General features: G+C 66.7%; 20 protein-coding genes and 1 pseudogene. 5 read left to right on the top strand and 16 right to left on the bottom strand.

Annotated features, from left to right (window positions below):
- Positions 1-6: 6 nt before the first annotated feature.
- The 7 genes from ureC to qhpR all read right to left on the bottom strand — a co-directional run bounded on the left by ureC (position 7) and on the right by qhpR (position 5,470).
- Positions 7-1,707 (bottom strand): urease subunit alpha, encoded by a 1,701-nt coding sequence (ureC, locus tag OH686_RS07595; protein ID WP_289537423.1) that lies wholly within the window; start codon positions 1,705-1,707, stop codon positions 7-9.
- Positions 1,707-2,012 (bottom strand): urease subunit beta, encoded by a 306-nt coding sequence (locus tag OH686_RS07590; protein WP_289537421.1) that lies wholly within the window; start codon positions 2,010-2,012, stop codon positions 1,707-1,709. The genes ureC and OH686_RS07590 overlap by 1 nt, the downstream gene beginning before the upstream one ends.
- Positions 2,009-2,542, bottom strand: a complete 534-nt coding sequence (locus OH686_RS07585) for a GNAT family N-acetyltransferase (RefSeq protein WP_289537419.1) — start codon at positions 2,540-2,542, stop codon at positions 2,009-2,011. Before OH686_RS07585 ends, OH686_RS07590 begins: the two co-directional genes overlap by 4 nt.
- Entirely contained in the window at positions 2,539-3,051 is a 513-nt protein-coding gene (locus tag OH686_RS07580; RefSeq protein WP_289537416.1) for a GNAT family N-acetyltransferase, read from the bottom strand. The genes OH686_RS07585 and OH686_RS07580 overlap by 4 nt, the downstream gene beginning before the upstream one ends.
- A 157-nt stretch (positions 3,052-3,208) precedes the next feature.
- Positions 3,209-3,511, bottom strand: a complete 303-nt coding sequence (ureA, locus tag OH686_RS07575; protein WP_137974103.1) for an urease subunit gamma — start codon at positions 3,509-3,511, stop codon at positions 3,209-3,211.
- Positions 3,511-4,350 (bottom strand): urease accessory protein UreD, encoded by an 840-nt coding sequence (locus OH686_RS07570; RefSeq protein WP_289537412.1) that lies wholly within the window; start codon positions 4,348-4,350, stop codon positions 3,511-3,513. The genes ureA and OH686_RS07570 overlap by 1 nt, the downstream gene beginning before the upstream one ends.
- Before the next feature lie 70 nt (positions 4,351-4,420).
- Entirely contained in the window at positions 4,421-5,470 is a 1,050-nt protein-coding gene (qhpR, locus tag OH686_RS07565) for an AraC-like transcriptional regulator QhpR (protein ID WP_289537410.1), read from the bottom strand.
- 298 nt (positions 5,471-5,768) lie between these two features.
- On the opposite strand from qhpR, the gene eat reads away from it, so the two are divergent.
- From eat to OH686_RS23355, 5 genes and pseudogenes are all read left to right on the top strand, one after another.
- Positions 5,769-7,133: an ethanolamine permease gene (gene eat, locus OH686_RS07560; RefSeq protein ID WP_289537408.1), complete on the top strand. Its 1,365-nt coding sequence runs from the start codon at positions 5,769-5,771 to the stop codon at positions 7,131-7,133.
- A gap of 46 nt (positions 7,134-7,179) precedes the next feature.
- Positions 7,180-8,574 carry an ethanolamine ammonia-lyase subunit EutB gene (locus OH686_RS07555; RefSeq protein ID WP_289537406.1) on the top strand — a complete coding sequence of 465 codons (1,395 nt, stop codon included), beginning with the start codon at positions 7,180-7,182 and terminating at the stop codon, positions 8,572-8,574.
- Between the two features lie 5 nt (positions 8,575-8,579).
- Positions 8,580-9,395, top strand: coding sequence for an ethanolamine ammonia-lyase subunit EutC (gene eutC / locus OH686_RS07550; protein WP_289537404.1), 816 nt, complete (start codon positions 8,580-8,582; stop codon positions 9,393-9,395).
- Positions 9,396-9,458: 63 nt separating this feature from the next.
- Positions 9,459-10,064 (top strand): annotated as a pseudogene (locus OH686_RS23360) (cache domain-containing protein); the annotation flags it as partial.
- Positions 10,065-10,322: 258 nt separating this feature from the next.
- Positions 10,323-11,450 carry a methyl-accepting chemotaxis protein gene (locus OH686_RS23355; protein WP_502942803.1) on the top strand — a complete coding sequence of 376 codons (1,128 nt, stop codon included), beginning with the start codon at positions 10,323-10,325 and terminating at the stop codon, positions 11,448-11,450.
- A gap of 9 nt (positions 11,451-11,459) precedes the next feature.
- Here the strand turns inward: OH686_RS23355 and urtE are convergent, their stop codons facing one another.
- The 9 genes from urtE to tspR form a co-directional block, all read right to left on the bottom strand.
- On the bottom strand, positions 11,460-12,158 hold the full coding sequence (urtE, locus tag OH686_RS07540; RefSeq protein WP_043307117.1) for an urea ABC transporter ATP-binding subunit UrtE: 699 nt from the start codon (positions 12,156-12,158) through the stop codon (positions 11,460-11,462).
- Between the two features lie 3 nt (positions 12,159-12,161).
- The gene (gene urtD, locus OH686_RS07535) at positions 12,162-13,013 is read right to left on the bottom strand and encodes an urea ABC transporter ATP-binding protein UrtD (RefSeq protein WP_289537395.1); all 852 of its coding nucleotides are present in this window, start codon (positions 13,011-13,013) and stop codon (positions 12,162-12,164) included.
- Entirely contained in the window at positions 13,010-13,162 is a 153-nt protein-coding gene (locus tag OH686_RS07530) for a hypothetical protein (RefSeq protein ID WP_289537392.1), read from the bottom strand. The genes urtD and OH686_RS07530 overlap by 4 nt, the downstream gene beginning before the upstream one ends.
- Complete coding sequence (urtC, locus tag OH686_RS07525; RefSeq protein ID WP_502942778.1) at positions 13,159-14,262, bottom strand: urea ABC transporter permease subunit UrtC; 1,104 nt, start codon at positions 14,260-14,262, stop codon at positions 13,159-13,161. Before urtC ends, OH686_RS07530 begins: the two co-directional genes overlap by 4 nt.
- A complete protein-coding gene (gene urtB / locus OH686_RS07520; RefSeq protein ID WP_289537389.1) occupies positions 14,262-15,836 on the bottom strand; it encodes an urea ABC transporter permease subunit UrtB in 1,575 nt (524 codons plus the stop codon). Before urtB ends, urtC begins: the two co-directional genes overlap by 1 nt.
- Before the next feature lie 177 nt (positions 15,837-16,013).
- On the bottom strand, positions 16,014-17,279 hold the full coding sequence (urtA, locus tag OH686_RS07515) for an urea ABC transporter substrate-binding protein (protein ID WP_289537386.1): 1,266 nt from the start codon (positions 17,277-17,279) through the stop codon (positions 16,014-16,016).
- Positions 17,280-17,293: 14 nt separating this feature from the next.
- Positions 17,294-18,064, bottom strand: a complete 771-nt coding sequence (locus OH686_RS07510) for a GntR family transcriptional regulator (protein ID WP_289537383.1) — start codon at positions 18,062-18,064, stop codon at positions 17,294-17,296.
- 4 nt (positions 18,065-18,068) lie between these two features.
- A complete protein-coding gene (gene atzF / locus OH686_RS07505; RefSeq protein ID WP_289537380.1) occupies positions 18,069-19,865 on the bottom strand; it encodes an allophanate hydrolase in 1,797 nt (598 codons plus the stop codon).
- A 172-nt stretch (positions 19,866-20,037) separates the two neighbouring features.
- Positions 20,038-20,631, bottom strand: a complete 594-nt coding sequence (gene tspR, locus OH686_RS07500; protein ID WP_371920159.1) for a type III secretion system genes modulator TspR — start codon at positions 20,629-20,631, stop codon at positions 20,038-20,040.
- Positions 20,632-20,685 lie beyond the last annotated feature (54 nt).

Raw genomic sequence — 20,685 nt, 5'->3', positions numbered from 1 at the left:
CACGGCTCAGAACAGGAAGTAGCGCTGCGCCATTGGCAGCACCTCGGCCGGCTCGCACCACAACAGCTGGCCGTCGGCCTTCACCTGATAGTTCTGCGGGTCGACCTCGATGCTCGGCAGGTAGTCGTTGTGGATCAGGTCGGCCTTGGTCACCGAGCGGCAACCTTTGACCACGCCGATCTGCTTCTGCAAACCGAGCTGCCGCGGTACACCGGCTTCCATGGCCGCCTGGCTGATAAAGGTCAGGCTGGTGGCGTGCAGCATGCCTGCGTAGCTGCCGAACATCGGGCGGTAGTGCACCGGTTGCGGCGTCGGGATCGAGGCGTTGGCGTCGCCCATCAGGCTGGCGGCGATGGCGCCACCCTTGAGGATCAGCGTCGGCTTCACCCCGAAGAAGGCCGGGCGCCACAGCACCAGGTCGGCGAACTTGCCCACCTCGATGGAGCCGACTTCGTGGCTGATACCGTGGGTGATCGCCGGGTTGATGGTGTACTTGGCGATGTAGCGCTTGACTCGGAAGTTGTCGTTGCCCGGACCGTCGCCCGGCAGTGCGCCGCGCTGCTGCTTCATCTTGTCGGCGGTTTGCCAGCAGCGGGTGATCACTTCGCCGACGCGGCCCATGGCCTGGCTGTCGGAGCTGATCATGGAGAAGGCGCCGAGGTCGTGCAGGATGTCTTCGGCGGCGATGGTCTCGCGGCGAATGCGTGATTCGGCGAAGGCCACGTCCTCAGCGATGCTCGGGTCGAGGTGGTGGCAGACCATCAGCATGTCCAGGTGTTCGTCGATGGTGTTGCGGGTGAACGGCCGGGTCGGGTTGGTCGAGCTGGGCAGCACGTTGGGGAAGCCGCAGGCCTTGATGATGTCCGGCGCGTGGCCGCCACCGGCACCTTCGGTGTGGTAGGTGTGGATGGTGCGGTTCTTGAACGCGCCGAGGGTGGTTTCGACGAAGCCGGATTCGTTGAGGGTGTCGGTGTGGATCGCCACCTGAATGTCGTACTGGTCGGCCACGCTCAGGCAGTTGTCGATCGCCGCCGGGGTGGTGCCCCAGTCCTCGTGCAGCTTCAGGCCAATCGCGCCGGCCTTGATCTGCTCGATCAGCGGCTCGGGCAGCGAGACGTTGCCCTTGCCGGTGAAGCCGATGTTCATTGGGAAGGCGTCGGCGGCCTTGAGCATCATCGCCATATGCCACGGCCCCGGCGTGACAGTGGTGGCGAAGGTGCCGGTGGCCGGGCCGGTGCCGCCACCGATCATGGTGGTGGTGCCGCTCATCAAGGCCTCTTCGATCTGCTGCGGGCAGATGAAGTGGATGTGGGTGTCGATGCCGCCGGCGGTGAGGATCATGCCTTCGCCGGCGATGACCTCGGTGGCGCCGCCGATGGCGATGGTCACGTCGGGCTGAATGTCCGGATTGCCGGCCTTGCCGATGGCGGCGATGCGCCCGCCCTTCAAACCGACATCCGCCTTGACGATGCCCCAGTGGTCGATGATCAGCGCGTTGGTGATCACCGTGTCGACCACGTCCTTGGCGCACAGCTGGCTCTGGCCCATGCCGTCGCGGATCACCTTGCCGCCGCCGAACTTCACCTCGTCGCCGTAGGTGGTGAAGTCTTTCTCCACCTCGACCCACAGGTTGGTATCGGCCAGGCGCACCTTGTCGCCGACGGTGGGGCCGAACATGTCGGCGTAGGCTTGGCGGGAAATCTTCATCACAGCGCTCCCATGATGCGACCGGCGAAGCCGAAGACGCGGCGCTCACCGGCCAGCTCGACCAGTTCCACTTCGCGCGACTGCCCCGGCTCGAAGCGCACGGCGGTGCCAGCGGCGATATTCAGGCGCATGCCCCGCGTGGGCTCACGCTCGAAGGCCAGTGCGTCGTTGGTCTCGAAGAAGTGGAAGTGCGAGCCGACCTGGATCGGTCGGTCGCCACTGTTGGCCACGGTCACGCGCAGGGTGCGGCGGCCGACGTTGAGTTCGATCTCGCCGTCCTGGATCTGGTATTCGCCGGGAATCATGGCTGGGGCCTCGACAGGGTCTTGTAGTAGATGGCGTTGGCCCGGTAGGTACCGTCCGGGCCGCAGGCGTAGTCGGGCAGGCCGCCGATGCTGGTGTAGCCCAGCGCCTGGTAGAAGGGTTCGGCGTCGCTGCCCGCCTCGGTATCCAGATAGAGCAGGCCGCGTTTCAGTTCGGCCGCCTCGCCCTCTAGGCGCAGCATCAGCGCGCGGGCGATACCGCGGCGGCGGGCATCGCTATGCACCAGCAGCTTCTGCACCTCGGCGCGATTGAGGCCATTGCGTTTCTGGCACAGGCCCAGCTGCACGCTGCCCAGCACCTGGCCATCTTCCACGGCGACCCACAGCAGCAGCGAGCCATCGCGCAGGCCGTGCAGCACCTGGTTGAAATAGGCGCTGGCCTCGGCTTGGTCGAGGTCGGCGAGAAAGCCCACCGAGGCGCCCTGCGCGACGGCGTCGAGCAACAGCCGGATCAGCTGCGGGCGGTACTGCTCGAAGTCAGCGGCAGCGAGACGCTCGATGAGCGGTGTCATGGTGCGCTGCGCTCCGGGGTGAGGATCAGCTGCATGAAGGTCAGGTCCAGCCAGCGCCCAAACTTGCGGCCCACCTGGGGCATCTGCCCGGTGGTGATGAAACCGAGGCGTTCGTGCAGGCGGATCGAGGCGGCGTTGCCGCTCTCGATGGCGGCGACCATCACATGCTTGCCGCAGGCCTTGGCGCGCTCGATCAGGGCCGCCATCAGCAGTGGGCCGAGGCCATTGCCGCGCTGGTCGGCGCGGATATACACCGAGTGTTCGACGGTGTGGCAGAAGCCATCGAAGGGCCGCCAGTCGCCGAAAGAGGCGTAGCCGACCACTTCACCGGCGGCGTTCTCGGCCACCAGGATCGGGTAGCCCTGCTGGGCGCGGGCGTTGAACCAGGCCTGACGATTGGCCAGGTCGACCACGTCGTCCATCCAGATCGCGGTGGTGTTAAGCACCGCGTCGTTGAAGATGTCGCGCAGGGCGGGCAGGTCGGCCTCGGCTGCGTCGCGAATGATCATTCTTCTTCAGTCTCCAGGAAGTCGTTCAAGGTCGTAGCGAGCGCAGCTCAGGCAAGGCGCAAGTCGGCGAGGATGCGCAGTTGACGTCTGTCAATGAGCAATCCGAGCCGGCTTGCAACGCAGCGTGGGCAAGCGCAGTAGACATTGGACGATTTCCTCAGGCGATCGGTTGGTGGACGGTTACAAGCTTGGTGCCGTCGGGGAAGGTGGCTTCGATCTGGATCTCCGGAATCATCTCCGGCACGCCCTCCATCACCTGCTCGCGGGTCAGCAGGGTGGTGCCGTAATGCATCAGCTCGGCCACCGTGCGGCCGTCGCGGGCGCCTTCGAGCAGGGCGGCGGAGATCAGCGCCATGGCTTCCGGATAGTTGAGCTTCACGCCACGGGCCAGGCGCCGTTCGGCCACCAGGCCGGCGGTGAAGATCAGCAGCTTGTCCTTTTCGCGGGGCGAAAGATCCATCAGGTACTCCAGATTCTCGGGGGCACGGCCTCACGGCCGAGCAGGGCAGGGCGCAACAGGCGCCAGAGTTCGATCAGCCAGGCGCGGGCATGCAGCGCCTCGCCGGCCAGGCAGCGGGCCACGACCAGGCCGGGCAATTGAGTCAGGTCGCCACGACCGCTGCAGGGCAATTCGCGGCAGCGCTCCAGCAGCTCGGCGTCGACTTCGCCGGTGATCAGCAGGGTGGCGAATACCGGTTGGCCATCGAGGCCGATGGGCGAGTCGAGCAGGCCATCGCCGCCGACCACGCGTTGGCGTTCGTGCCACAGCGGCTGGCCGTCGCGGCGGATATCCAGGGCGGACTGGAAGTGGCCGTTGGCGAAGCGCTCGCCGGCCGCCGGGCGGCCGAGGGCGACCATGTCCCAGTAGCACAGGCGCGCATCGCCTGCGAGTTCGATGCGGGTGCTCAGCTCGGCCTGGGCACCGGAGTAGACGATGGTTTCCTGCGGCAGCCATTCCAGAGTCGCACCAGGCGCCACGCGCAGCTCCACCTGCTGCCGCGCCGGGCAGTTGGCCCGGTACCACTTGGCGGCGCCGGGGCTGGTCAGCTGGGCCCAGGCCTGTTCGCCAATGCTGGCGCTGATATTCAGGCTGTCGCCACCGGCGATGCCGGCCGGCGGATGCACGATGATGTGCTGGCACACCTGCGGGCCTTCGGCATGCAGGTGCTTCTGCACCCGCAGCGGACCGAGGTGGCGGCGCAGGGTCGGGCGCGTCCACTCCTGCTGGCGGGCGTAGGCCAGCTCCAGCTCGGCGTGCCAGGCGGGGGTGAACAGGGTCGGGTTAACGGGGGCGTTCATCGTGGGCATCCGGCCGGGGCGAACGGTGCGCCAGTGTATAGCGCGATGACGAATGACTGCATAGATGGGCTCAGGCCGTGGGTGCCTGCAGCCATTGCCGCGGGCTGGTATCGAACCAGCGGCGGAAGGCGCGGGAGAAGGCGCTGGTTTCCGAGTAGCCGAGCAGTGGCGCCAGCTCGGTGATCGGCAGGCGCCGGCGCAGGTAGTGCAGGGCCAGCTCGCGGCGTACCTGGTCGATCAGCGCGGAATAACTGAGGTTCTGCTCGCGCAGACGGCGCTGCAGACCGGCGCCGCTCAGGCCGAGGCCGGCGGCGATCTGCTCCAGGCCCGGCTCGCCCAGCGGCAGGGCATCACGCACCAGGCCGCGGGCCTGGTCTACCAGGCACTGCTGGTGCTGCTGGCCGCCGAGGCGGGCGATGGCGTCCTGTACCAGCATCAGTAGTACCGGATCGCGTTCGGGCATTAGCCGGCCGACGATGTCGCGCTTGGGGATCAGCAGGGCGTTGCACGGCTGGTCGAACAGTATCGGCGCATCGAACACCGCCTGATGCTCGCGCCAGCCTTCCGGCTTGCCGTGCTCGAACAGCACGGCGCGCGGTGCCCAGGTCGGGCCCAGCACATGGCGCACCAGGTTCAGCGCCATGCCCATGGTCAGCTCGGCGTCCTGGCGCTTGTCGAGGATCGCCGGGTGGCGCACCTGGTAGTCGAAGCGGTAGCACTCGCCGATATCCACCAGGCGGATCAGCGTGTCGTGCTGGTGATAGGGGAAGGCCAGGGCGAAGTTGCGCAGCGCCTGTTCCAGCGTGTCCGAGCACAGCCCGACGTAGCCGAGCAGGCCGAGGGCGCGTGGCTGGAATTGCTGGCCGTAGCGCAGGCCGAAGTTGTCGCAGCCGGACTGGCTCGCAGCTTCCTCCAGCACCTTGCAGTAGTTGCTCAGGCTCAGGCTGAGGGTCGGGTGCAGCAGCAGATCGGGGTCGATGCCGGCCACGCCGAAGACCCGTTCGGCGTCGCCACCCTGCAGGCCGATGAAACGATCCAGCCCGCTGGCGGCGGCCGACAGCACGCCGAGATTGCTCGGGGCGTCGGTCATGGCCAGCGGATGAGGAATGTTCAGGGACATGGACTGCGCGCCAGGGTGATGGGCAGGGATTAGCAATAGTCGTGCCCCGCTGCGCAGAGGCTCTGGACTGGCCGGCGGATTTTCATCTCGGCCGGTGTCTGCATCGCCTTGGGGCGTGCTCGCGGCGAAATGCACTCATGTGGCGCAAAAGCCCGCCGCAGAGCGGTCTGCAGGCCTGTGGCGACTTGACTCTGCAGCTGCGCGCGGACTTTGCAAGGTCAAGTCTCGGCCGGGGTTGGCTGGATATCCTCGCCAAGCGATCGACGTCTGACGTGGCTCTCACATCGAGGAATTGGCAATGACAACAACGACACTGAAACCGACGCTCGGCACCCTGCACCTGTGGGGCATCGCTGTGGGTCTGGTGATTTCCGGGGAATATTTTGGCTGGAGCTATGGCTGGGGCGCGGCGGGCACGCTGGGCTTCCTGGTCACCACACTGATGGTGGCGGCGATGTACAGCTGCTTCATCTTCAGCTTCACCGAGCTGACCACCGCAATACCCCACGCCGGCGGGCCCTTCGCCTACAGCCGTCGTGCCTTCGGCCCCACCGGCGGGATGATCGCCGGCATGGCCACCCTGATCGAATTCGTCTTCGCTCCGCCGGCCATCGCCATGGCCATCGGCGCCTACCTCAACGTACAGTTCCCCGGGCTCGACCCGAAACTGGCGGCGGTCGGTGCCTACCTCATCTTCATGACCCTCAACATCCTCGGCGTCAGCATCGCCGCCACCTTCGAGCTGGTGGTCACCGTGCTGGCGGTCGCCGAGCTGCTGGTGTTCATGGGCGTGGTCGCACCGGGCTTCAGCTTCAGCAACTTCGTGCTCAATGGCTGGGCCGGTAGCGACGTGTTCGGCATGCCGGCCATTGCCGGCATCTTCGCCGCGATTCCGTTCGCCATCTGGTTCTTCCTCGCCATCGAGGGCGCGGCCATGGCCGCCGAAGAAGCCAAGGATCCGAAACGCACCATCCCGCGGGCCTATATCGCCGGCATCCTGACCCTGGTGTTCCTGGCGCTGGGCGTGATGGTGATGGCTGGTGGCGTGGGTGACTGGAAGGCCCTGTCCGGCATCAACGACCCGCTACCGCAGGCGATGAAAACCGTGGTCGGTGAGAACTCCGGCTGGCTGCACATGCTGGTGTGGATCGGCCTGTTCGGCCTGGTCGCCAGCTTCCACGGCATCATCCTCGGCTACTCCCGCCAGTTCTTCGCCCTGGCCCGCGCAGGCTACCTGCCGCCGGCCCTGGCCAAGCTGTCGCGCTTCCACACCCCGCACCGCGCCATCATCGCCGGTGGCCTGGTCGGCATCGCGGCGATCTACAGCGACGGCCTGATCGCCCTGCAGGGCATGAGCCTGACCGCGGCGATGATCACCATGAGCGTGTTCGGCGCCATCGTCATGTACATCATGAGCATGCTCAGCCTGTTCAAGCTGCGTAAGAGCGAGCCGCACCTGGAGCGCACCTTCAAGGCGCCGGGCTACCCGCTGGTACCGGGCATCGCCCTGGTTCTGGCCCTGGTGTGCCTGGCCGCGATGATCTGGTTCAACGGCACCATCGCCTTGCTGTTCCTCGGCCTGATGAGCATCGGCATGGTGTACTTCCTGCTGACCGGCGCCCAGCGCGACGCCGTGCCGGCCGACGCGCTGCTGCAACCGTAATGGATACGCCCGCCGGTGACGGCGGGCGCTTGTTTCAGGAGTATTCATGGCCACATTCGCCCACACCGTCGGCCAGCACACCTGGCGCTTCGACAGCCTGCGCGAGGTGATGGCCAAGGCCAGCCCGGCGCGCTCCGGCGACTACCTGGCCGGCGTGGCCGCCAGCAGCGATGCCGAGCGTGTCGCCGCACAGATGGCGTTGGCCAATATCCCGCTCAAGAACTTCCTGAGCGAGGCACTGATTCCCTACGAAGACGACGAGATCACCCGGCTGATCATCGACACGCATGACGCGGCGGCTTTCGCCCCGGTCGCCCACCTAACCGTCGGCGGCTTCCGCGACTGGCTGCTCGGCGAGCGCGCCGACGAGGCCAGCCTGCGTGCCCTGGCGCCGGGGCTGACGCCGGAGATGGTGGCGGCGGTGTCGAAGATCATGCGCGTGCAGGACCTGATCCTGGTGGCGCAGAAGATTCGCGTGGTCACCCGTTTTCGCAACACCATGGGCCTGCGCGGACGCATGTCGACGCGCCTGCAGCCCAACCACCCGACCGACGATCCGTCCGGCATCGCCGCCAGCATTCTCGACGGCCTGCTGTACGGCAACGGCGACGCCATGTTCGGCATCAACCCGGCCACCGACAGCCTGGGCGCGCTGACCGATCTGCTGAAGATGCTCGACGCGATCATCCAGCGCTACGAGATCCCCACCCAGGCCTGCGTGCTGACCCACGTCACCAGCTCCATCGCCGCCATCGAGCGTGGCGCGCCGGTGGACCTGGTGTTCCAGTCCATCGCCGGCACCGAGGCGGCCAACGCCGGCTTCGGCATCACCCTGCAGGTGCTGCAGGAGGGCTACGAGGCGGGCCTGTCGCAGAAGCGCGGGACGCTGGGCGACAACCTGATGTATTTCGAGACCGGCCAGGGCAGCGCGCTGTCGGCCAACGCCCACCATGGCGTCGACCAGCAGACCTGCGAGGTGCGCGCCTACGCGGTGGCGCGCCACTACAAGCCGTTCCTGGTGAACACCGTGGTCGGCTTTATCGGCCCCGAGTACCTGTACAACGGCAAGCAGATCATCCGCGCCGGCCTGGAAGATCACTTCTGCGGCAAGCTGCTGGGCGTGCCGATGGGCTGCGACATCTGCTACACCAACCACGCCGAGGCCGACCAGGACGACATGGACACCCTGCTGACCCTGCTCGGTGCGGCCGGCATCAACTTCATCATGGGCATCCCCGGTTCCGACGACGTGATGCTCAACTACCAGACCACCTCGTTCCACGATGCACTGTACGCCCGCCAGCTGCTCGGCCTGCGCCCGGCGCCGGAGTTCGAGGCCTGGCTGGAGCGCATGGAAATTCTTCACCAGCGCGACGGCCGGGTACGCCTCGGCGGCAGCCTGCCGCCGGCCTTCCGCCAGGCGCTGGCACAACTCGGGTGACCCGCATGCACGACGACAAGGCGCCGAGCGGCGCCATCGACAATCCCTGGAAGAAACTGCGCCGCCTGACCCCGGCGCGCATCGCCCTGGGCCGCGCCGGCACCAGCCTGCCGACCGGTGCGCAGCTGGACTTCCAGTTCGCCCACGCCCAGGCGCGTGATGCCGTGCACCTGCCATTGGAGACCGAGGCACTGCGCGGCGGCCTGGCCGAGCGCGGGCTGCGGCCGCTGTTGCTGCACAGCGCGGCGGCGGACCGGCACACCTATCTGCAGCGCCCGGACCTGGGCCGGCGCCTGGATGCGCCATCGGTGGAGTTCTTGCGTCGCCATCGAGCAGAACACGCGCAAGGCTACGATCTGGCCATCGTGATCGCCGACGGCCTGTCGGCCCTGGCCATCCAGCGCCACGCACTGGCCTTCGTCGACCGCCTGCGCGAGCAGATGGTGGAGGACGGCTGGTCGCTGGCACCGGTCTGCGTGGTGCGCCAGGGGCGGGTGGCGGTGGCCGACGAAGTGGCCGAGCTGCTCGGCGCGAAGATGGTGGTGATCCTGATCGGCGAGCGCCCGGGGCTGAGTTCACCGGACAGCCTCGGCCTGTACTTCACCTACGCGCCGAAGGTCGGCCTCACCGACGCCTTCCGCAACTGCATTTCCAACGTGCGCCTGGAGGGCCTGAGCTACGGCATGGCGGCATTCAGGCTGCTATACCTGATGCGAGAGGCCTGTCGACGCAAGCTGTCCGGGGTCAGCCTCAAGGATGAGACCGAGGTTGCCACGCTGGATGGCACTGCACCCAGCGGCAACTTCCTGATCACCGGCTGAACCAGCACGGCATGGGAAGTGCCGCCCGCTTTCCACCTACGCGTATTTGTGGAGCCTTGGCCCATGTCTCTGATCCCTACCCGAATCGTTCAGCGCATGACGCTGGGCATCCTGTTGCTGCTGGTGCTGACCGCGCTGGCGATCTTCTCGGTGATGACCTTGCGCGGCAAGCCGCAGCTGGTCGAGGCCGGTACCAAATCCGCCGAGCAGTCGGCCATGGCCATTACCCGCCAGTGGGCGCTGCAGCTGGGCCTGATCGAGGGGACCACGGCGGCCATGGCGCACCTGGCCGAGACCCTGCCGAAGGACGAGGCGCTGGTGAAGGCGCAGCTGCCCAATGTGGTCGACAGCCAGGGCGATGCCTCCATCGCCGGGGGCGGCTTGTGGCCTGAGCCGCAGGCCTTTGCCGCCGGTGTCGAGCGGCGCAGTTTCTTCTGGGCGCGCAATGCCCAGGGTGGTCTGGATTATTCGGACGACTACAACGCCGACGGCGTGGCGGCCTACCACGCGGAGGCCTGGTACAGCAGCGCGCGCTCGGCGCCTGGCGGCCGCTGTGTCTGGTCCGATGCCTATCAGGACCCGGTGACCTGGGTGGCCATGACCACCTGCAGCGTGCCCTACCATGAGGACGGCCGATTCGCCGGGGTGGCCACCATCGACCTCAAGCTCGACGGTCTGGCGAGCTTCCTGGAGCGCGAAGGGGGCGTAACCGGCGGCTATGCCTTCGCTGTCGATCGTGCCGGCAACCTGCTGTTTTTCCCCGGGGCCAAGGCCGCCGAAGGTCTGCCGACGCTGGACAAGCTGCGGGACGAGTTGCCCTGGTTCGCGCCGGTTGTCGACGCCCTGGCGCATGGCGAGCAGGCGCAGACGCTGTTCATCGAGCATGACGATCGGCTGGGTGGCGCGGCCTATGTCAGCCTGGAGCCGATGGACGCTACCGGCTGGCGGGTAGGGCTGGTGACGCCGGAGGCAGAGGTGACCGATCTGGCGGATCGGCTGACCGGCGAGATCCTGCTGTTCCTGCTGCCGCTGCTGGCGTTGTTGCTGGGCTTCGCCTGGCTGGCGGGGAAGCGGCTGCTGGCCCAGATCGAGGAAACCACTGGCCAGATCCGCACGCTGGGACAGGGCGGCCGGGCCAGTGAGCTGGATATCCGCCGTGCCGACGAAATCGGCGAGCTGCGTGAGGCGGTGAATCGCTATGCGGGCTCCCTGCGCAACATGCTCGGTGCCATTGCCCAGGAGTCGGCCGCCCTCGAGCAGCAGGCCGCCCAACTGGCGCAGCTGTCGACGGGCATCGCCGAGCGTGCCGAAGTACAGCGCGAGGACAATACCCTGCTGGCCACGGCCATCACGCAGATGTCGGCCAGTGCCCAGGAGGTGGCGAACAACACCACCGATTGCTCGACGACCGCCAGTCAATCGCTGGACCTGGCCCGTCAGGGGCAGCAGGAGGTGCAGAGCAACAGTGCCTCGACTCAGGCGCTGGCCAGCGAAATCGAAGGCGCGGCGGCGGCTATCACGCAGCTGGGACAGGACATCGAGAAGGTCAGTACGGTGCTGGAGGTGATCAAGTCGATCTCCGAGCAGACCAATCTGCTGGCCCTCAATGCCGCCATCGAGGCCGCGCGTGCGGGGGAGCAGGGGCGTGGTTTTGCCGTGGTGGCGGACGAGGTCCGGACGCTGGCGGGGCGCACCCAGGCCTCGGCCAACGAGATCCAGGAGATGATCGGCGGGCTGCGCCAAGCCTCGGCCAAGGCAGTGGCGACGATGCAGGGCGGCGTCGAAAGAACCCACGCTTCGGTGCAGCAGGCCGGCAGCGTGTCGGCCACCCTGGGCGGTACCGTCTCCAGCTTCGATGACATCGTCCGTCGTGCGCAGCAGATTGCGGTGGCCGCGCAGGAGCAGAGTCACGTGGCGCACGAGATCAACGAGCTGGCGGTGCGCATCCATGCCGCGAGTGAGCAGGGCGCTCGCGATGCCGGCACGCTGCGTGAACTGGGCAGGGCCATGCAGGCGCTGTCCGAGCGCCTGGCGCGCATGAGTCGCGGGGGCTGAGGGCGATCCTCAGATCGCCACCAGCCCGCGCACGCCGTCGGCCTCCATGGTTTCGCCACGGCCCTGCTGGACGATCTCGCCGCGGCTCATCACCAGGTACTGGTCCGCCAGCTCGGCGGCGAAGTCGTAGAACTGCTCGACCAGCAGGATGGCCATATCGCCGCGCTCGGCGAGCTTGCGGATGACCACGCCGATCTCCTTGATCACCGAGGGCTGGATGCCTTCGGTGGGCTCGTCGAGGATCAGCAGGCGCGGCTTGCTGGCCAGGGCGCGGCCTATGGCCAGCTGTTGCTGCTGGCCACCGGAGAGGTCACCGCCACGGCGCTGCTTCATCTCGCGCAGCACCGGGAACAGCTCGTAGATGAACTCGGGCACGGTCTTGGCCTCGCTGGCGCCAAAACGGGACAGGCCCATCAGTAGGTTCTCCTCGACCGTGAGCCTGGGGAAAATTTCCCTGCCCTGCGGTACATAGGCGATGCCAGCGTGCACGCGCTGGTGCGGCTTGTGGCCGTTGATGGTCTGGCCTTCCCAGTTGATGCTGCCCTCCTTGGCCGGGATCAGGCCCATCAGGCATTTCAGCAGGGTGGTCTTGCCCACACCGTTACGCCCGAGCAGGCAGGTGACTTCGCCGATCTTCGCCTCGAAGCTCAGGCCGCGCAGGATATGGCTGCCGCCGTAGTACTGGTGGAGTTTGTCGACTTGCAGCATGGTTCAGCGCCCCAGATAAACTTCGATAACGCGTTCGTTGGCCTGCACTTCTTCCAGCGAGCCCTCGGCCAGCACGCTGCCCTGGTGCAGCACGGTGACGTGGTCGGCGATCGAGCCGACGAAGCCCATATCGTGCTCAACGACCATGAGGGAATGCTTGCCGGCGAGGCTCTTGAACAGCTCCGCGGTGAACTCGGTCTCGGCGTCGGTCATGCCGGCCACCGGCTCGTCGAGCAGCAGCAGTTGCGGGTCCTGGACCAGCAGCATGCCGATCTCGAGGAACTGCTTCTGGCCGTGCGACAGCAGCCCGGCTGGGCGATGCCGCGAGCCGTCCAGGCGGATGGTGCCGAGCACTTCCTCGATGCGGTCTTTCTGCGCGCCGGAGAGGCGAGCGCGCAGGCTGGCCCACACCGACTTGTCGGTCTTCAGCGCCAGTTCGAGATTTTCAAAGACGCTCAGCGCCTCGAATACCGTGGGCTTCTGGAACTTGCGGCCGATGCCGGCCTGGGCGATCTCGACCTCGCTCATCTGGGTCAGATCCAGGGTTTCGCCGAAGTAGGCGTGGCCATTGTCCGGGCGAGTCTTGCCGGTGATCACGTCCATCATGGTGGTCTTGCCGGCGCCGTTGGGGCCGATGATGCAGCGCAGCTCGCCGACGCCGATGTACAGGTTGAGGTCGGTGATGGCGCGGAAGCCATCGAAGCTGACGTTGATGCCTTCCAGGGTGAGGATGGTGCCGTGGCGTACATCCAGGCCCTTGGCCGCGGCGCTGCCGAGGCCGAGCGCATCGCGGCCGGTGCCGGCTGGGTCGAAGGCGGGTTCGAGCATGAACTCGGGTAGCGGAGTGGCTCTCATTGATCCTTCTCCGTGGAAGTCGTCAGGAGCGCGTCGCGAGCAATTTCAGCTGCAAGGCGCGCGGCGCACAGCGACGAGACAGTACGAGCGGGTACGGCGAGGAGCGAGCACCGCGCAACGCCGCAGATGAAATGCGCAGTAGCGATCATGATGACTTCCTCTTGATCAGACCGATCACGCCGTTGGGTAGGAACAGGGTGATGACGATGAACAGGGCGCCCAGGGCGAACAGCCAGTATTCGGGGAAGGCCACGGTGAACCAGCTCTTCATGCCGTTGACGATGCCGGCGCCAAGCAGCGGGCCGATCAGCGTGCCGCGGCCGCCGAGAGCGACCCAGATGGCTGCTTCGATGGAGTTGGTCGGCGACATCTCGCTGGGGTTGATGATGCCCACCTGCGGCACATACAGCGCGCCGGCCAGGCCGCACAGAACGGCGGAGAGCACCCAGATAAACAGCTTGTAGCCGCGCGGGTCGTAGCCGCAGAACATCAGGCGGTTCTCCGCGTCACGCAGCGCCGTCAGCACCCGGCCGAACTTGCTGCGCGCCAGGGCGAAGCCCAGGGCCAGGCTGCCGACCAGCAGCAACACGGTGCAGAAGAACAGGAAGGCGCGGGTGCCCGGCGCGGTGATATCGAAGCCCAGAATCGTCCTGAAATTGGTGAAGCCGTTATTGCCGCCGAAACCGGTTTCGTTGCGGAAGAACAGCAGCATGCCGGCGAAGGTCAGCGCCTGGGTCATGATCGAGAAATACACGCCCTTGATCCGCGAGCGGAAGGCGAAGAAGCCGAACACCAGGGCCAGCAGGCCGGGCGCCAGCACCACCAGGCACAGGGCCCAGAGGAAGCTGCTGGTGCCGTACCAGTACCAGGGCAGTTCGCTCCAGGCGAGGAAGCTCATAAAGGCAGGCAGGCCATCCCCCGCGCTTTGACGCATGAGATACATGCCCATGGCATAGCCGCCGAGGGCGAAGAACAGGCCGTGGCCGAGCGACAGCAGGCCGGCGTAGCCCCACACCAGATCCAGCGCCAGGGCGACGATGGCGTAGCAGAGGATCTTGCCGACCAGGGTCAGGCCGTAGGCCGAGACGTGCAGGGCGTGGTCCGCTGGCAGCAGGTGCAGCAGCGGCATGGCCAGCAGCACAGCCAGTACCAGCAGGCCGACGGCGAGGGACGCCTGCGGTCCCAGTTTCGCCGTGGCGCGGGCCAGCAGGCTCCTGTTAACAGGCATGGGGTTGAGTGCTTGAGTCATCAGTCGATCACCCGTCCCTTGAGAGCGAAGAGGCCTTGCGGACGTTTCTGGATAAACAGAATGATCAACGCGAGGATCAGGATCTTGCCGAGCACGGCGCCAATCTGCGGCTCCAGCAGCTTGTTGGCTATCCCTAAGCCGAAGGCCGCCAGCACGCTGCCGGCCAGCTGGCCGACGCCGCCGAGCACCACCACCAGGAAGGAGTCGATGATGTAGCTCTGGCCCAGGTCCGGGCCGACGTTGCCGATCTGGCTCAGGGCCACGCCGCCGAGGCCGGCGATGCCGGAGCCGAGGCCGAAGGCGAGCATGTCCACCTGGCCGGTGGGTACGCCACAGCAGGCCGCCATATTGCGGTTCTGGGTGACGGCACGGACGTTGAGACCCAGGCGGGTCTTGTTCAGCAGCAGCCAGGTCAGCGCCACCACGAACAGGGCGAAGCCGATGATCACCATGCGGCTGTAGGGCAGCACCAGGTTGGGCAGCACCTGCACGCCGCCGGACAGCCACTGCGGGTTGGCCACTTCGACGTTCTGCGCGCCGAAGATCACCCGCACCGCCTGGATCAGCATCAGGCTGATGCCCCAGGTGGCCAGCAGGGTCTCCAGCGGGCGGCCGTACAGATGGCGGATCACCGTGCGCTCCAGCGCCATGCCGATGGCGGCGGTGACGAAGAAGGCCACCGGCAACGCGGCCAGCGGGTAGAGCGCGAGGTATTCCGGGGCGAGGCGCTGGAAGCCCAGCTGCACCATATAGGTGGTGTAGGCCCCGAGCATCAGCATCTCGCCGTGGGCCATATTGATCACGCCCAAGAGCCCAAATGTGATGGCCAGGCCGAGGGCGGCGAGCAGCAGGATGCTTCCGAGGCTCAAGCCGCTAAAGGCCTGGCCGAGCAGCTCGCCGACCAGCAGGCGGCGCTTGACCTGGGCCAGGCTGGTTTCGGCGGCGGTGCGTACCGCGGCATCGGCTTCCACGCCTTCGGCCAGCAGGCCTTCCAGGCGGGTGCGGGCCAGTGGATCGCCGCTTTCGCCGAGCAGGCGCACGGCGCTCAGGCGGATTGCCGGATCGGGGTCGACCAGCTGCAGGTTGGCCAGGGCCAGGGCCAGCGCGGCGCGTACGCCGTCGTCCTGTTCGCTGGCGACGCGGGCGTTGAGCAGTTCCAGCTGCGCCGGCTTGGCGCTCTTCTGCAACTGCTGGGCGGCGGCCAGGCGCGTAGCCGGCTCTGCGGCGAGCAGTTGCTGGCTGGCCTGCGCGTTGGCCAGCAGGCCGCGCAGGCGGTTGTTCAGGCGCAGCTTCTTCGGCGTGCCGTCGGCAGTGGCAGCTTCTTCGGCGGCTTGCCAGCTGCCATCGACTTCATAGAAGGCGGCCTTGCTCGCATCGACACCGACGCGGCCCTGTTGCAGGGCATCGAGCAGCGGCTGGCGAGCGGCATCGGGGTGGGCGGCCCAGCTCTCGAGGAGCTTGGCCTGCTTGGCCGGATTGGCGGCGACGAAATCATTGGCGTCGCCCGCCTGGGTGGTCAGCGGCACGATCAGCAGTGCCAGTGACAGCAGAAAGGGAATCAGGGCAGTGGGCATGTTGGAACGGTCCTTCGAGTGGAGCCGTGGCCCGGAATGCTTCCGGGCTACGAACACCCTCTCCCCCGGCCCCTCTCCCGTGAACGGGAGAGGGGGGAAATGCCCGGCGTTGCTGACAAGCAGCACCGGGCCGTTCCTCTCCCACGGGTGGGAGAGGGCCAGGGAGAGGGGCTTTGCTTAGTTGGACTTCACCGCGTAGTCCGGCTTCTTGTCGTTGCCGGGGATGAAGGGGCTCCAGGGCTGGGCGCGCAGCGGGCCTTCGGTCTGCCAGACGATGGAGAACTGACCGTCTTCCTGGACTTCGCCGATCATCACCGGCTTGTGCAGGTGGTGGTTGGTCTTGTCCATGGTCAGGGTGTAGCCGCTCGGTGCGGCGAAGGTCTGGCCGGCCAGGGCTTCGCGGACCTTGTCGACATCGGTGGTGCCGGCTTTTTCTACCGCTTGCGCCCACATGTTGATGCCGACGTAGGTGGCTTCCATCGGGTCGTTGGTCACCGCGGTCTGGTAGTTCGGCAGGTTCTTGGCCTTGGCGTAGGCCTTCCACTTGTCGACGAAGGCCGTGTTGACCGAGTTGTCCACCGACTGGAAGTAGTTCCAGGCGGCCAGCTGGCCCACCAGCGGCTTGGTGTCGATGCCGCGCAGTTCTTCCTCGCCGACCGAGAAGGCCACCACCGGGATGTCGGTGGCTTCGATGCCCTGGTTGGCCAGTTCCTTGTAGAACGGCACGTTGGAGTCGCCGTTGACGGTGGAGATCACCGCGGTCTTGCCGCCGGCGGAGAACTTCTTGATGTTGGCGACGATGGTTTGATAGTCGCTATGACCGAAAGGGGTGTAGACCTCTTCGATATCCTTGTCCTGCACGCCTTTGGAGTGCAGGAAGCTGCGCAGGATCTTGTTGGTGGTACGCGGGTAGACGTAGTCGGTGCCTAGCAGGAAGTAGCGCTTGGCGGCGCCGCCGTCTTCGCTCATCAGGTATTCCACGGCCGGGATGGCCTGCTGGTTCGGCGCGGCGCCGGTGTAGAACACGTTCGGCGACATCTCTTCGCCTTCGTACTGCACCGGGTAGAACAGCAGGCCGTTGAGCTCTTCGAACACCGGCAGCACGGATTTGCGCGATACCGAGGTCCAGCAGCCGAAGACCACGTCGACCTTGTCCTGGGTCAGCAGCTGGCGCGCCTTCTCGGCGAACAGCGGCCAGTTGGAGGCCGGGTCGACCACCACCGGCTCGAGCTTCTTGCCGTTGACGCCGCCCTTGGCGTTGATTTCGTCGATGGTCATCAGCGCCATGTCTTTCAGCGAGGTCTCGGAGATCGCCATGGTGCCGGACAGCGAGTGCAGGATGCCGACCTTGATGGTCTCGGCGGCCTGTACGGTCCAGGTCATGCCCATGGCGGCGATGGAAGCGGAAAGGGTGAAGGCCTTGATCAGGCTGCGACGTTGCATAGTGCGGTCTCCATTCACGAGCTTGAGTGTTGAACTGCTGGGTTGTTGTTATCCGTTGTGGCAGTGGAACCAAGGTCATCGCCTTCACCCCGCGTCACCGGCACCTTCTGTCGAGCGCTGTGCAACATGTGCAGGGTGATCTTGCGCACTTCCGCCTTGCTCTCCTCGATATGGGTCCTGAGCAATAGCTGTGCCTCTTCGCAACGGCGCGCGAGGATCGCGCCAAGAATCCGTCCGTGTTCGTCGTAAGTGGCGGCAATCCGTGGCGTCTGGGTGAAGTCCAGGCGCCTTAGAATGCGGATCTTCTCGGTGACCTCCAGGTGCACGCGGGCCATCTCGCGATTGCCGCCGGCCTCCACCAGCTGGCAATGGAACTGTTCGTCGAGCAGGGAAACCGCCCTGCCATCCCGCAGGCGCTGCTCGGGTTGCACCAACCAGGTGCGACTGAGTTGTTGCAGTGCGGGGCTCGGCTCGACTTCGGGGCGCTGGCACAGGCGGCGTACCGCTTCCAGTTCCAGCAGGATGCGCAGGTCGTAGAGTTCCTCGAACTGCTCGAAGTCCAGCGGGCTGACCTGCCAGCCGCTGCGAAAGTGCACCTGCACCTGACCCTCGCGCTGCAGGCGATACAGCGCCTGGCGCACCGGCGTGCGGCTGACCGCCATGCGCTCGGCCACCTCGCCCTCGGAGAAGCGATCGCCCGGCAGCAGGCGGAACTCGAAGATGTCCTCCTTGAGCTGCCGGTAGATGGCGTCGGCCAGGCTGGGTGGTGCCGCGCGCTTGGACATGGGCTCAGCCCTTGAGGCTGGCGATGAAGGCGCGCCAGCCGCCGAAGCTGGTGATATCCCTTGCTCCCTCAAGCGCGTACGGCTCGCAGATAAAGCCCTTGACCCAGCGTCCGTCCGCCAGCTGCAGATTGCCGATGCCCAGCGGCGGCGGGATCTCGGCGACGAACTCGCCGAAGCGCGCCTGCGGCACGTCCCACAGCTCGACGATGATCTCGGCGCCGTCCTCACTGACCCGCGCCAGGCCCGGCTTGGGCGGCACGGTGCCGGGCAGGGCGTAGAGGCGATAGCTGGCGGCGCTGGTGGTCTGCTCGACCAGCACGGCGTCGCGGGTGAGCAGCTGGAAGTTCAGCGGCATACCGGTGAGGTGCGCACCGACCACGGCGACCCGCACGCTGCCTGGGGCCTGGCCGATGCTCGGCTGGGCGGGCAGGGCGCGTTGGGTGGCGCCCAGCGGCAGGGCGAGGAATTCCTGCCAGCGCCGGCCGAACGCGGCCAGGGCCTGGTCGTGCCAGGCCGGGGCGAGCAGGGTGATGCCGGCGGGCAGACCGTCGGCACGGAACCCGGCGGGCACGGCCAGGGCGGCGAGATCGGCGAGGTTGGTGAAGTTGGTGTAGGTGCCGAACTGGCTGTTGAATAGCACCGGCTCGACGGCCATCTCGGCCAGGGTGCGGATGGTCGGCGAGGTCGGCACCACCAGGGCGTCGAAGCGGGCCAGGGCGTCGTTGATCCTGCGCGCCAGCTCGGCGCGAATGTACTCGGCCTTGTAGGCGTCGCAGGCGCTGTATTTTTCGCCACCCGCGACGATGCCGCGCACCACCGGGTTGATATGGGCGGGCTCGACAGCTTCCAGCGCCACCGTGCGCTCAGCGACCCAGGAGCCGTAATAGAGCTGCTCGGCCAGTTCGCGGAAGGGGGTGAAGTCGATGGCCTCGACCTCGGCGCCCAGCTCGCGCAGCTTGCCCAGCGCCTGTTCGAACACGGCCTGGTTCTGCGCATCGCCGAAGAATTCCGGCGCGGCCGGCACGGCCAGGCGCGGCCTGGCCGGCATGCCGACCTTGGCGCTGTTGGGATTCTTGCGGCTGTAGGCATCGCTGGCGTCATAGCCGCCGGCGATGTTTGCCACGGCCTGAGCATCGGCCACGGTCAGGGCGAACACCGAGATGCAGTCCAGGGTGCGGCAGGCCGGCACCAGGCCGCTGGTGGACAGCCAGCCCTTGGTCGGCTTGAGCCCGACGATATTGTTGAAGCCGGCCGGCACGCGGCCGGAGCCGGCGGTGTCGGTACCGAGGGCGAAGGGCACCAGGCCGCGCGCCACCACGCTGGCGGAACCGGAGCTGGAGCCGCCGCTGACGTAATCCGCATCGAAACTGTTGGGCACCGCGCCATAGGGTGAGCGGGTGCCAACCAGGCCGGTGGCGAACTGGTCGAGGTTGGTCTTGCCGATGACGATGGCGCCGGCGGCGCGCAGTTTGGCGACCACTGTGGCATCCGCCTCAGCCGTGTAGGCGAACTCGGGGCAGGCGGCGGTGGTGGGCCAGCCGGCGGCGTCGATGTTGTCCTTGATGGCGAAGGGCACGCCGTACAGCGGCAGTTTGCCCAGATCACCTTCGACGGCTGCCAGGCGCTCGGCTAGGGCGTCGAGCTGGGCCTGCAACTGGGCCTGAGTAGCCAGGGCGATCCAGGCCGGATCGTCGGCGCTCAGCTCGGCGAGCAGCTCGGCCAGCACGCTCGGTTGCAGGTTCTCGCTGCGATAGGCCTGCTGCCATTCGCTCAGGGTCCAGCCGAATCCGGGATGGGACATCTTTCTAGATTCCTTCTTGTATCCAAGTTGGAATTTCCAGAGCAGATGTTGTGCCAGTTCGTTAACTTATTGTTTTGTAAGTTATTTATCTCTTCTGTGCGCGCGCAAAGAGACGCCGTCGCCCCGTTTGGGGGCCGGCGGGCCGGGGTGGTGCGCCAGGAGGGGGCGGGAATCAGGGGGCGAGGTAACCGCGCACGCCGGTGAAGATGATCTGCGCGGCCAGGGCGCAGACGAACAGGCCCATCAGGCGGCTGAGGATCTGCAGGCCCTGCTGGCCGAGCAGGCGCTCGACCTTATCGGAGAGATACAGCACCAGGCCGACGGTGGCGCTGGCAATGGCGATGGCGATGATGGCGGCCAGCTTGTCGTCCCACTGCGGCTGGCTGATGCCCATCACCAGCAGCGCACCGATGGTGCCGGGGCCGACGGTGAGCGGAATGGTCAGCGGTACGATGGTGACGTCCTGCTGCACGTTGTCCGCCTGCACCGCCGACTTGCCCTGGGCCATGCCCAGGGCGGAGATGAACAGAACCGAGCCCGCACCGATGCGGAAGGCGTCGGCGGTGATGCCGAAGATCTCGAAGATGGTCTGGCCGAACAGGTAGAGCAGTACGCTGGACACCAGGGTGCCGAGTGCCACCTTCCAGGCCAGCCTCTTGCGCTCCTTGGCGCTATAGCCCGGGGTCAGGCTGATGAAGCAGGACAGCACGAAGAACGGGCTGTAGAGGACCAGCATCTTCAGATAGACGGTGAACAGCAGCGACAGCATGGACAGGGCTCTTCAGGGGCGGACGGGCACAGCATAGAAGGCGATGGTCGA

The sequence above is a fragment of the Pseudomonas sp. SO81 genome (genome assembly GCF_030374125.1).
In the GTDB taxonomy this organism is placed as follows: Bacteria; Pseudomonadota; Gammaproteobacteria; order Pseudomonadales; family Pseudomonadaceae; genus Aquipseudomonas.
This window is presented reverse-complemented; position numbering and strand designations above follow the sequence as displayed.

Excerpts from the sequence above, each read along its gene's own strand:
- ureC (WP_289537423.1), bottom strand. The coding sequence starts at position 1,707 with ATGAAGATTTCCCGCCAAGCCTACGCCGACATGTTCGGCCCCACCGTC.
- OH686_RS07510 (WP_289537383.1), bottom strand. The coding sequence starts at position 18,064 with ATGTCCAAGCGCGCGGCACCACCCAGCCTGGCCGACGCCATCTACCGG.
- OH686_RS07590 (WP_289537421.1), bottom strand. The coding sequence starts at position 2,012 with ATGATTCCCGGCGAATACCAGATCCAGGACGGCGAGATCGAACTCAAC.
- OH686_RS07580 (WP_289537416.1), bottom strand. The coding sequence starts at position 3,051 with ATGATCATTCGCGACGCAGCCGAGGCCGACCTGCCCGCCCTGCGCGAC.
- atzF (WP_289537380.1), bottom strand. The coding sequence starts at position 19,865 with ATGTCCCATCCCGGATTCGGCTGGACCCTGAGCGAATGGCAGCAGGCC.
- ureA (WP_137974103.1), bottom strand. The coding sequence starts at position 3,511 with ATGGATCTTTCGCCCCGCGAAAAGGACAAGCTGCTGATCTTCACCGCC.
- OH686_RS07585 (WP_289537419.1), bottom strand. The coding sequence starts at position 2,542 with ATGACACCGCTCATCGAGCGTCTCGCTGCCGCTGACTTCGAGCAGTAC.
- qhpR (WP_289537410.1), bottom strand. The coding sequence starts at position 5,470 with ATGTCCCTGAACATTCCTCATCCGCTGGCCATGACCGACGCCCCGAGC.
- eutC (WP_289537404.1), top strand. The coding sequence starts at position 8,580 with ATGCACGACGACAAGGCGCCGAGCGGCGCCATCGACAATCCCTGGAAG.
- urtE (WP_043307117.1), bottom strand. The coding sequence starts at position 12,158 with ATGCTGCAAGTCGACAAACTCCACCAGTACTACGGCGGCAGCCATATC.
- OH686_RS07530 (WP_289537392.1), bottom strand. The coding sequence starts at position 13,162 with ATGATCGCTACTGCGCATTTCATCTGCGGCGTTGCGCGGTGCTCGCTC.
- urtC (WP_502942778.1), bottom strand. The coding sequence starts at position 14,262 with ATGACTCAAGCACTCAACCCCATGCCTGTTAACAGGAGCCTGCTGGCC.
- OH686_RS07570 (WP_289537412.1), bottom strand. The coding sequence starts at position 4,350 with ATGAACGCCCCCGTTAACCCGACCCTGTTCACCCCCGCCTGGCACGCC.
- OH686_RS23355 (WP_502942803.1), top strand. The coding sequence starts at position 10,323 with ATGGACGCTACCGGCTGGCGGGTAGGGCTGGTGACGCCGGAGGCAGAG.
- OH686_RS07555 (WP_289537406.1), top strand. The coding sequence starts at position 7,180 with ATGGCCACATTCGCCCACACCGTCGGCCAGCACACCTGGCGCTTCGAC.
- urtA (WP_289537386.1), bottom strand. The coding sequence starts at position 17,279 with ATGCAACGTCGCAGCCTGATCAAGGCCTTCACCCTTTCCGCTTCCATC.
- urtB (WP_289537389.1), bottom strand. The coding sequence starts at position 15,836 with ATGCCCACTGCCCTGATTCCCTTTCTGCTGTCACTGGCACTGCTGATC.
- eat (WP_289537408.1), top strand. The coding sequence starts at position 5,769 with ATGACAACAACGACACTGAAACCGACGCTCGGCACCCTGCACCTGTGG.
- urtD (WP_289537395.1), bottom strand. The coding sequence starts at position 13,013 with ATGAGAGCCACTCCGCTACCCGAGTTCATGCTCGAACCCGCCTTCGAC.